The 10,518-nt window shown below is 47.4% G+C and carries 9 protein-coding genes; all 9 read left to right on the forward strand.

The features are described 5' to 3' along the window. Nucleotides 1–218: 218 nt before the first annotated feature. The 9 genes from ppdK (at nucleotide 219) to AB1797_09880 (ending at nucleotide 9,837) form a co-directional block, all read left to right on the forward strand. Nucleotides 219–2,876 carry a pyruvate, phosphate dikinase gene (gene ppdK / locus AB1797_09840; GenBank protein MEW5767908.1) on the forward strand — a complete coding sequence of 886 codons (2,658 nt, stop codon included), beginning with the start codon at nucleotides 219–221 and terminating at the stop codon, nucleotides 2,874–2,876. A 235-nt stretch (nucleotides 2,877–3,111) separates the two neighbouring features. Continuing rightward, the gene (locus AB1797_09845; GenBank protein ID MEW5767909.1) at nucleotides 3,112–3,219 is read left to right on the forward strand and encodes a toxin-antitoxin system HicB family antitoxin; all 108 of its coding nucleotides are present in this window, start codon (nucleotides 3,112–3,114) and stop codon (nucleotides 3,217–3,219) included. A gap of 21 nt (nucleotides 3,220–3,240) precedes the next feature. Next, complete coding sequence (locus tag AB1797_09850; GenBank protein MEW5767910.1) at nucleotides 3,241–3,756, forward strand: LptE family protein; 516 nt, start codon at nucleotides 3,241–3,243, stop codon at nucleotides 3,754–3,756. A gap of 314 nt (nucleotides 3,757–4,070) precedes the next feature. Further along, a complete protein-coding gene (holA, locus tag AB1797_09855; protein ID MEW5767911.1) occupies nucleotides 4,071–5,081 on the forward strand; it encodes a DNA polymerase III subunit delta in 1,011 nt (336 codons plus the stop codon). A gap of 218 nt (nucleotides 5,082–5,299) precedes the next feature. Beyond that, nucleotides 5,300–7,510 (forward strand): sodium-translocating pyrophosphatase, encoded by a 2,211-nt coding sequence (locus tag AB1797_09860; GenBank protein MEW5767912.1) that lies wholly within the window; start codon nucleotides 5,300–5,302, stop codon nucleotides 7,508–7,510. Between the two features lie 90 nt (nucleotides 7,511–7,600). After that, the gene (gene rpsF, locus AB1797_09865) at nucleotides 7,601–7,957 is read left to right on the forward strand and encodes a 30S ribosomal protein S6 (GenBank protein MEW5767913.1); all 357 of its coding nucleotides are present in this window, start codon (nucleotides 7,601–7,603) and stop codon (nucleotides 7,955–7,957) included. Further along, nucleotides 7,958–8,428, forward strand: a complete 471-nt coding sequence (locus tag AB1797_09870) for a single-stranded DNA-binding protein (protein MEW5767914.1) — start codon at nucleotides 7,958–7,960, stop codon at nucleotides 8,426–8,428. A 33-nt stretch (nucleotides 8,429–8,461) separates the two neighbouring features. Beyond that, the gene (rpsR, locus tag AB1797_09875) at nucleotides 8,462–8,722 is read left to right on the forward strand and encodes a 30S ribosomal protein S18 (protein ID MEW5767915.1); all 261 of its coding nucleotides are present in this window, start codon (nucleotides 8,462–8,464) and stop codon (nucleotides 8,720–8,722) included. Between the two features lie 104 nt (nucleotides 8,723–8,826). After that, nucleotides 8,827–9,837, forward strand: a complete 1,011-nt coding sequence (locus tag AB1797_09880; protein ID MEW5767916.1) for a DUF2232 domain-containing protein — start codon at nucleotides 8,827–8,829, stop codon at nucleotides 9,835–9,837. The last annotated feature ends 681 nt before the right edge of the window (nucleotides 9,838–10,518 follow it).

Genomic DNA, 10,518 nt, shown 5'->3' on the forward strand with positions numbered 1-10,518 from the left:
GTTGTCCGTCTACAGAACGGACATGGACAAGCACGGACAGGGACAAGCCCTGTCCCTACACTTCCGCCTTCTGTCCTGTGTTATTTATCCGTGCTAATCCGTGCAGCTATACCTGAACGGTTACAAAAATAGATTCGCGATCCGTAATTCGAGATTAACGATTCAATAAATGGCCGAAACGATGATCATCGCCCATTATTTTAAGGAGGATAAATCGCATGGAAAAAGGGAAATCTGTTTACTTTTTTGGCCAGGGCAGGGCTGAAGGAAACGCTAAAATGAAAGAAGTCTTAGGCGGGAAAGGGGCCGGATTGGCTGAAATGACCAATATTGGCGTTCCGGTGCCACCCGGCTTTACTATTAGTACTGAGGCCTGTATCCTTTATAACGAGACCGGTCGGACTTTTCCCGAAGGGCTGGAAGAGGAAATCAGATTAAATATGGCTAAGTTAGAAGATGTTATGGGGAAAGGATTTGGAGACCCCCGCAATCCCCTCCTTGTCTCTGTCAGGTCAGGTGCGGCTGTCTCTATGCCGGGAATGATGGATACGGTTTTAAACCTGGGCTTAAATGATGAGACTGTCCAGGGACTGGTAGAAAAGACAGGCAATGAACGTTTTGCCTACGATACCTACCGCCGCTTTATCCAGATGTTTTCCGATATAGTCTTAGGCATGGAACACGCCGACTTTGAACGGCTTCTGGAGAAAATAAAGGAAGAAGAGGGGGTAAAATTCGATTCAGAACTCAACCGGCGAGCCTTACAGGACTTAGTTAGACGTTACAAAGTTCAGGTTCGAGCCGCAACAGGCGCTGATTTTCCTACCGACCCCTGGCAGCAGCTCACGGCAGCCATCAAGGCTGTCTTTGATTCCTGGGAAACCAAGCGGGCGGTTACCTATCGAAAGCTCCACAATATCCCTCACGATATGGGCACAGCCGTGAATGTCCAGGCCATGGTCTTTGGAAATATGGGGGAAACATCCGGGACCGGGGTGGCCTTCACTAGAAATCCCTCTACCGGTAAAAAACAGTTTTATGGGGAATACTTAATTAATGCCCAGGGAGAAGATGTTGTGGCCGGCCTCAGGACCCCTCACCCTATCCTTCAACTAAAGGAAGAGATGCCCGATGTTTATTCCCAACTGGTAGATGTTTACCAGCGATTGGAGTATCACTATCGAGAGATGCAGGATATAGAATTTACCATTGAAAACCATAAACTCTTTATGCTTCAGACCAGGACGGGTAAGCGGACGGCCAGGGCCGCGGTTAAAATAGCGGTAGATATGGTGCAGGAAGGACTAATTAATAAACGGGAGGCGGTGTTGAGGGTTGAACCGGCCACCCTGGATCAGCTTTTGCATCCCTATATTGATCCTGATGCCAAAGTAGAGGTTATCGCCAAAGGCTTGGCGGCCTCTCCCGGGGCAGCCGTAGGTCAGGTAGTTTTTACGGCTGACCATGCCTGTGATTGGGCCGCCGAAGGGAAAAAGGTCATTCTGGTTCGCTCAGAGACCTCCCCTGAAGACATCCACGGCATGCATGCGGCCCAGGGTATCCTGACCGCCCGGGGAGGGATGACTTCTCATGCGGCAGTGGTTGCCCGGGGAATGGGCAAATGCTGTGTGGCCGGCTGTGAGGATATCAAGGTCAAGGAAGAAGCCAAATCCTTCAAGGTCGGAGAGCTGACCATCTCAGAAGGAGAGGTCATCACCCTGGATGGAAACACCGGCCGGGTCATCATCGGAGAGGCCCCAACGGTTGAGCCGGAAATGACAGAGGAGATGGCCACTTTCTTGAATTGGGCGGATGACTTTAGAAAACTTAAGGTCAGAACTAATGCCGATACCCCGGAAGATGCCAAAAAGGCCAGGGGCTTTGGCGCCCAGGGAATTGGATTGTGCCGCACGGAACATATGTTTTTCGGGGAAGAGAGACTCCCTCATATGCAGGCTATGATCACCGCTAAGGATAAAGAAGCCAGAGAAAAGGCCCTGACGAAACTCTTGCCTATGCAAAAAGAAGATTTTCGGGGCATCTTTTTAGCTATGGAAGGATTGCCGGTGACTATTCGACTTTTAGATCCACCCCTTCACGAGTTCCTGCCTAATCACGAAGAATTGTTGGTGACATTAGCTGAACTTAAGACCAAAGGAGAAAATCCGGCCAAAATAAAAGAACTTGAGGAAATACTCCATCAAGTAGAAGGCTTGCGGGAGTTAAACCCTATGCTGGGTCATCGGGGCTGTCGATTGGGAGTGACTATGCCTGAAGTTTATGAAATGCAGGCCCAGGCTATCTTTGAAGCGGCGGCTGAATTGATCAAGGAGGGATATACGGTTCAACCAGAGGTAATGGTTCCTTTAGTGGGACATGTCAATGAACTTAAGGTAATCAAGAAACAAATAACAAAAATTGCCGAGGAGATTATCGCTGAAACCAAAGTTGATCTTAAATATTCTATTGGCACGATGATTGAATTGCCCCGGGCAGCTATTACGGCCGATGAGATTGCCCGAGAAGCCGAATTCTTCTCCTTTGGGACCAATGATCTGACCCAGACTACCTTTGGTTTTTCCAGAGATGATGCGGAAGGAAAGTTCCTGGGAGTCTATATTGACCAGGGGATACTCCCGGCTAATCCCTTCCAGCAATTGGATCAAACCGGCGTGGGTGAACTGATCCAAATCGGGGTAACCCGGGGGCGTTCCACCCGGCCTGATTTAAAAGTAGGCATCTGTGGCGAGCACGGCGGTGATCCGAGTTCGGTTGAATTTTGTCACTTGGTCGGGCTTAATTACGTAAGCTGCTCTCCCTTCAGAGTGCCTATTGCCAGGCTGGCCGCCGCACATGCTCAATTGAAGAATGAATAATAGCCACCTCCCCCAGGTCTTACATCGGCGGGAAGTTCTAACAATATTAACATATAAAGATTTGTAACCGTTCATCACATGATGCTCGATGCTCGATCTTCGATGCTCGATGCTCGATCTTCGATGCTCGATGCTCGATTCTCGATGTTCGATCCTCGATGCTGGTAAAGGATCCAGTATCCAGCATCGAGCATCCAGCATCGAAGATCGAGCATCCAGCGTCCAGCCTCATGGGATGAACGGTTACATTATTCTTTGTAAAGAAACAGGAAAGCGACTTTTGAAATCTTATAAAGGAAGCCTCAGTATTAGAATCCCGCCAGAACTGCATAGCGCCGCATAGCCACAACGAGAGGAGAAATCCTTGATTAGCCCTAAAAGACTAAGTAGTTTTCTCTTGATCACTCTTTCAGCCATATTAGGCTGTGCTCACACCCCCACGTCAGGTCTCCCCCCTCATATTAAGCGAATCAGTATCCCTATCTTCAAAAACACCTCCACTCGTTACGGTCTGGAAAAAGAACTGACCGACCAGGTGACTCAGGAATTCATCCTTGACGGCCGCCTTAAAGTAATGGAAAAAGACAGAGCCGAGGCAGAGTTGGCAGGAGAAGTCATCTCTTACGCCAGAGATGATCTATCCTATGATGAGGATGGTTATGTCACTGAATATCAAATCCGGATTTTGCTCAAGCTAAAACTTCATGATTTAGTTAAAGATGAGGTTATCTGGGAAGACCAACAAGAGAAATCAACTACTTATCTGCCTCAGGTGCCCGGTAAAGAAGAAAATAATTATGAAACGGAAGAGGATGCCCTTGATCGCCTCGTAGAAGATTTGGCCAGAGCCGTAGTGGTTAGAACTACTGAGGGCTGGTGAATTATAGATTACCCAGCCGCATTGGCGTTATCCGCTAGAATGTTACGATTGCGGATTTCGGATTGCAGATTTATCCCAATCCGAAATCCGAAATAATGCGACCTGTATATGGTTAGCTTAACCTTACTCACATCCTTTAAAAACCACGAAGCACACGAAGAACACGAAGAATTATAGAACAAATCTTTTAATCCCATTTACCTTACCCTTAAATTACTTTCTTCGTGAACTTCGTGTTCTTCGTGGTTTATTTTTGCTTTTCCATACCTAATCATACAGGTCAAAATAATGTGGTTGCGGCTGAAGGCGGCGCGATGAACTTAGGTTACGAGGACATAATATTCAGACTTGAGAAGGGAGAGGTGTGCCCGTTATATCTCTTTTTAGGAGAAGAGGAGGCTGATAAGGCCCAGGTTCTCCAAAAACTAAAAGACATCCTCTTCCCTGACCGAGGTATTCTGGCTTTCAACTATGATGTGCTTAACGGAGAAAAACAGGCGGCTGACGCTATCATTTCCCTATGTCTGACCTTGCCTCAGATGGCTTCCAAACGATTAGTGGTAGTTAAAGAAGCTGACACCCTTTCTCCACCCGAAAAAGAGAAGCTCCTTGCCTACCTCAATTCTCCCTCCCCCACCACATGTCTTATCCTCTGGGCTAAAAAATGGAAGACTGATGCCGCCCACCAGGCTATATCCCAAGCCGGTGCGGTGGTTACTTTCTGGCCCCTGTTTGAAAACCGGGTCCCGGCTTATGTAACCAAACTTTGCCAGGCCCAGGGGAAAGATATTACTTCTAAGGCCGCTCTTCTCCTGGCTCAACTCATTGGCACCAGCCGGCAGGCATTAGCCGCTGAGGTGGAAAAACTTCTCCTCTTTATCGGGAAAAGAAAACGCATTGAAGTCCAGGATGTAGCCGAGGTAACCAGTCCTGGTGAAACTGATTCGATCTTTGATTTGATTGACTCGGTGGGACAGAGGGCGACAACCACGGCCATAAAGCAATTTGCTCAGCTCAGGGACAGGGGCGAATCTCCGGTAAAGATCCTTTTTATGCTCGCCCGTCATTTCTCTCTCCTCTGGCAAGCCAGGCTTATGCTGGCTCAAGGTATTCCCCTGCCTGAGGTGGCTTCCAGGTTAAAGATGCGATCTAAAAAGCAGATTACACGTCTGTCTCAACAGATAAAATTATTTACGGAAGACCAATTGTTAGCTGTTCTTAAGAGCTTGCTGGATACTGACCTTGCTCTCAAATCAGAAGACGACAAGGTCCATGATTTAAGAATGGAACTACTTTTGCTTCGGTTGGGGAAGAGGCATTTATGATGAAATATTTTTCTTGACAAAACAATCAATATCGAGTATGATATGGAACGATCTTACTGACACACCCAACCAAGACAGAAATCAGAGGACAGAGAGCCGGGACAAAAGAATCTGACATCTGATTTCTGAGTTCTCTACGTTTTAAAGGGAACAAAAGTCACAGAGCTCTGTGGCAAAATTTGACTTTTTACCTAACCATTAAGAGGAGGAGAGATCGGATGGGAGATTTGATGTGGCTCACGTGGGTGGGATCAATTGCCGCTTTGCTCTTTTGCGGATATCTCTGGGTAAGTATAATGAAAAAGAGTGAAGGCACCAAACGCATGGCCGAGATATCCCAACACGTTCGTGAAGGGGCCAATGCGTATCTTAAAAGGCAGTATGGAGCGATAATAGTCTTCTTTATAGTTATGGCTATTATCCTTTCCGTGATGGCCAGCCAAGGATATTTAACCTGGTTTGTTCCCTTTGCCTTTTTTACGGGAGGTTTCTTTTCAGGATTATCAGGATTTCTGGGGATGAAGATAGCTACTTATGCCAATTCACGAACGGCCTGGGCAGCCAAGTCAAGTTTAAACAGTGGATTACGGGTGGCTTTCTCCAGCGGAACCGTGATGGGGATGATGGTGGTTGGACTGGGACTGCTGGACCTGTCCATTTGGTATACCTTCTTGAAATGGTGGTATTCCCAGGACCCCAGCCTCAGTATGGATCAGGTAATCCGGAATATCACCTCAACGATGCTTACCTTTGAGATGGGGGCCAGCTCTATGGCTTTATTTGCCAGGGTGGGTGGTGGGATATTTACCAAGGCGGCTGACGTGGGAGCTGACTTAGTCGGCAAGATAGAGGCCGGCATACCGGAGGATGATCCCCGCAATCCAGCGACTATTGCTGACAACGTAGGTGATAACGTGGGTGATGTGGCCGGTATGGGGGCAGACCTTTATGAATCTTATGTCGGCGCCATTGTGGCTACCATGGTCTTAGGGGCGGCCGCTTTTACCTCTGAGGGATTGGCCCTGCAGGCGGTTACTATCCCTATGGTCATGGCTACGGTTGGGGTTATCTGTTCCATTATTGGCACCTTTCTGGTGAGGTCCGGTGAGGAGGCTAAACAAGAGGTCCTTTTGAAGGCGCTCAGAATCGGGATATATTCCGCCAGTGGCCTCATCTGCGTCGGTTCTTATCTCCTGGTGCAATATACCCTTGGCTACGGCAAGTTTAACAATCCGAGCATCTTAATCTGGTGGCCTAATATGGGTATCTGGTGGGCAGTTATCATTGGTCTGGTGGCCGGAAATATCATTGGCTTTTCCACGGAATATTTCACCTCGGATCATTACTCCCCTACCCGGGGGATTTCTCAACAGGCCCAAACCGGATCAGCTACGGTGATCATTGCCGGACTGGGTGTAGGTATGCTTTCCACCGCTATCCCGGTGCTGACGATCGTTCTGGGTATCCTGGGCAGCTTCTTTGCGGCCGGAGGCTCCATAGCCGAGCCGGCCAAAGGACTTTATGGTATTGGGATTGCCGCCGTGGGTATGCTCTCCACGCTGGGCATAACCCTGGCCACGGATGCTTACGGTCCGGTAGCGGACAATGCTGGGGGTAATGCTGAAATGGCCGGTTTGGAACCAGCAGTTAGAAAACGGACCGATGCCCTCGATGCCCTGGGCAATACCACGGCGGCTACGGGTAAGGGTTTTGCCATCGGTTCGGCGGCCTTGACTGCCCTGGCCCTCCTGGCCGCTTATTATGATGAGGTATACATGGTAAAATATAAGGACTGGCTACCCCAAGCCCTAGAAAAGCTATCATTCGAAGAATGGCGTGCCCAGGTTGGAGAATTGTTTAATCTCTCTATCCTTAACCCCGAGATCCTGTGCGGCATCTTCCTCGGGGCGATGATGCCTTACCTCTTTAGTTCTCTGACCATGAGGGCCGTGGGTCGGGCTGCCTCCAAGATGGTAGAGGAAGTAAGGCGGCAGTTTAGAGAAATAAAGGGGATATTGGAAGGCAAGGCCAACCCTGATTATGCGGCCTGTGTTAGAATCAGCACGGCCGGGGCTCAAAGAGAAATGATTATCCCTTCTCTGATGGCCATCGTCGTGCCTATAGTGACCGGCCTTATTGGGGGGCCGGAGATGGTTTTTGCCCTCCTGGCCGGGGCGCTGGCTTCAGGTTTTGTTCTGGCCATAATGATGGCCAATGCCGGGGGAGCTTGGGATAATGCCAAGAAGTATATTGAATCAGGTCACTTCGGCGGCAAAGGTTCTGAAGCCCATAAGGCCGGCGTGGTAGGTGATACGGTAGGTGATCCCTTCAAGGATACGGCCGGTCCCTCCCTTAATATTCTTATTAAGCTTATGAGTATGGTAAGCGTGGTCTTTGCGGCCCTGATAGTCAAAAATCATCTCTTTTGAAGGGGTGGTCTGGTGTCTGGGAGTCTGATGAGGTGAGGGTCGCGACAACCAATCCGCCATCCAAAATCGTTAAGGAGGATATTTCCATTAATGAACACTTATGAGACAATGTTTATTCTCAAATCGCCGATAGAAGATGAGGATAAAGAGAAGGTTCTAACCGGAATAAGAAATATAATTTTCTCAGCCCAAGGAGAGGTAAAAACGCTAGATTCCTGGGGATCGAAAAAGTTGGCTTATCCGGTTAAACGCGAGACAAAAGGGGAGTATTATCTGCTTAATTTTCTGGCCCCACCAAAAACGATTAAGGGCATGAGTCAATATCTAAAACTTAATGACTATGTTCTTAAATATATGACCACTAAAAAAGAGGTGGCCAAGTCGGGATCACCTGGAGAGAAAAAAACTCAGGAAGTGGAAGAAGAACTGAAGGAGGCGTCAAAGTAAATGGCTAGTTTTAACAAAGTAATCTTGATGGGGAATTTGACTCATGATCCTGAAATACGCTATACCCCAAGCGGATTGGGCGTAGCAACTTTCAGGATAGCTATGAATAGGTATTATACCACACAAGCTGGTGAAAAAAAGGAAGAAGCTACTTTTATCAGGATAACGGTTTGGGGAAGACAGGGAGAAAACTGTCATCAGTATCTATCCAAAGGAAGAGGTGTGTTGGTAGAAGGAAGACTTAGCCAAAGGATGTGGGAAACCCCGGAGGGAGAAAAGCGGAGCACCATAGAAGTAGTCGCTCAAAATGTTCAATTTCTACCGAGAACCGGTTCCGGCGCCGGCGGGGGGGAAGCCCCTTTTGCTTACAATTTTACTTCTCCGGAAGAGTCATACCAGGAGCCAAAGGATATCAATGAGGAGTCTTTTCTCTTTCCTTCAAACGAGGTGAGCGAAAAGAACCCCTTCTAACATAGAGAGTTGAGATAGAGATAGGTTGGAACTATGAAAAAACCCTTAAAAAAACCAAGAAGACCAGCGGCTTTCTCGCAGGAAGCTCCGAAACGACGCTCTTGTCGTTTTTGTGCCGATAAGGTTAAGAAATTAGATTATAAAGATATTTCTGCTTTAAGGAGGTTTATTTCGGAGCGCGGGAAGATACTCCCCCGCCGGATTACAAGGATCTGCGATAAACATCAACGCCTTGTAACCAGAGCCATCAAACAAGCCAGAAATATTGCCCTTCTTCCTTTTACGGTTGAGTAAGACAGCCTTGGTCATCGTTTCGGCCATTCTTTCAGTTTCGGGTTTCGAGTTTAGAATTCGACTTTTTGCCTAACCATCAGTAACTCAAAACTCGAAACTTAGGCGTGGCCGAAACGATGACCATCACCAGTAAGACTATGGAGGAAAAACAAAAAGGAAGAAAAGGGGATGTGGTGGCCACCGCGGTCATAGCTGCCCTGCTTTATGAATTAGGCTGGACTTTATCGCCATGGGGTATATTTCTGGTCGGTTTGTCTCCCTTACCTATTTGTTTGGCTACCCTTGCCAGGGGAAGGGGACACGGTTTATTGGTCATTCTGCTGGGTCTTCCCGTGATCTATCTCTTCTCCCAGGGAGGTTCGGAAAGTTACTTCTTTTTTACGCTTGGTTTGATGGGGACAGTAATCGGCACTTCCATCAGAAGAGGAGTAACTCCTAAAAAGACGGTCTTATTAGCTACTTTTATCCTCCTTTTCCTCTTTAGTCTCCACTTTTTGTTCGCCCTCATATATGCAGGTGAACAACCTTTTGCCCTCAAATGGGCCGAAACCATCCGGGATACAGTCAAAATTCAAGGGACGACCTTAATTCAACAACTGGAGTATCAAGAGGCATCTCCCGAGGAGATAGAAGGTCTAAGATTACTCTATGATCGGATGATAACTACGGCCTTCCATCTCGCTCCAGCCCTATTGCTTCTGATCTCTGTGTTCTATGCCTGGCTTTTTTATGAACTGATTAAGCTTATTCTAAAAAAGGGAGGATATGCCCTTCCGAAGTGGCCGACCTTCTCACTCTGGCGAGTGCCTGATACCTTTGTCTGGGGTTTCATCGTGGGCTGGGGAGGAATGCTCGTGGGGGAATATAAGGGGATAGAGCTTCTCTACCTTACAGGGCTTAATCTACGATATATCTTTCAATTTATCTACCTCTTAATCGGCCTCTCTATTGTGGCCTTTTATCTAAAGAAATACAAAGTTTCACCTTTTATGCAAGCCCCGGCTTATCTATTACTTATTCTATTTACCTATCCTCCGACTTTTCTGGGAGTCGCTGATACCTGGTTTGATTTTCGGAAGTTAGAGGAGAAGCAGGAGAGGAAAGAGTTAGAGTAGGTTAGCTCATCTTAGAGCCTATCTCAAAATCGGCGCAATAGGAACCAGGTTTCTTCAACTCGATGTTCAAGTTTTTTTTCGACAGAGTTGGCATATTTCTTGGTATGAAATGCGCTGCTCGTGTGCACTGCCCTTTAAGCCAGACAGTATTCAACCCTGTACTTCAATGAAGGGGTTGGTTCCCAAACGTCCCCACTCTCGATTCATCATATGTTTTTTGGAGGAGGCCAATTTGAATACATCTTTGGCTGCCTTAATCAAGCCTCCCAGCATTTCTTCGGGAACGGGCCAGCCTGGGGGGGCTCTATCTTCATGCCAGACTGTCTTGGATGTTTCGACACTCAAAGATCTTCTGGCATATTTTGTTACGGGCCGGTGTGGAAGTAATTCTCTGTAACTATGGAATTACTTGGTGGCCTACTTAAATTGAAGAATATATCCAGGTTGGCCGCTAAAAGTTGCAGAGGGAAAGTATCGGGCTCGGACCCCAGCGATGGCTGCTGGCCTTACCGATCACGTCTAGCCCCTTTCGGAATGGCTCCCTCTACCTGTCGTTTAACCCAAGTTTGACAGTTGGTTTTCTCGTTCTTGTAATTTAATGTTATTATTATGGTTACAAAAACCAAATTTCATCACTACATCTTTCTTTAAAAAAATGAAGTTATTATTTTCCAATGGGTT

The organism is bacterium (genome assembly GCA_040753085.1).
In the GTDB taxonomy this organism is placed as follows: Bacteria; UBA9089; JASEGY01; order JASEGY01; family JASEGY01; genus JASEGY01.

What these genes read in the sequence shown, in the direction of transcription:
- ppdK (MEW5767908.1), top strand. Translation starts at nt 219, where the DNA reads ATGGAAAAAGGGAAATCTGTTTACTTTTTTGGCCAGGGCAGGGCTGAA.
- AB1797_09845 (MEW5767909.1), top strand. Translation starts at nt 3,112, where the DNA reads ATGAACGGTTACATTATTCTTTGTAAAGAAACAGGAAAGCGACTTTTG.
- holA (MEW5767911.1), top strand. Translation starts at nt 4,071, where the DNA reads ATGAACTTAGGTTACGAGGACATAATATTCAGACTTGAGAAGGGAGAG.
- rpsR (MEW5767915.1), top strand. Translation starts at nt 8,462, where the DNA reads ATGAAAAAACCCTTAAAAAAACCAAGAAGACCAGCGGCTTTCTCGCAG.
- AB1797_09860 (MEW5767912.1), top strand. Translation starts at nt 5,300, where the DNA reads ATGGGAGATTTGATGTGGCTCACGTGGGTGGGATCAATTGCCGCTTTG.
- AB1797_09870 (MEW5767914.1), top strand. Translation starts at nt 7,958, where the DNA reads ATGGCTAGTTTTAACAAAGTAATCTTGATGGGGAATTTGACTCATGAT.
- rpsF (MEW5767913.1), top strand. Translation starts at nt 7,601, where the DNA reads ATGAACACTTATGAGACAATGTTTATTCTCAAATCGCCGATAGAAGAT.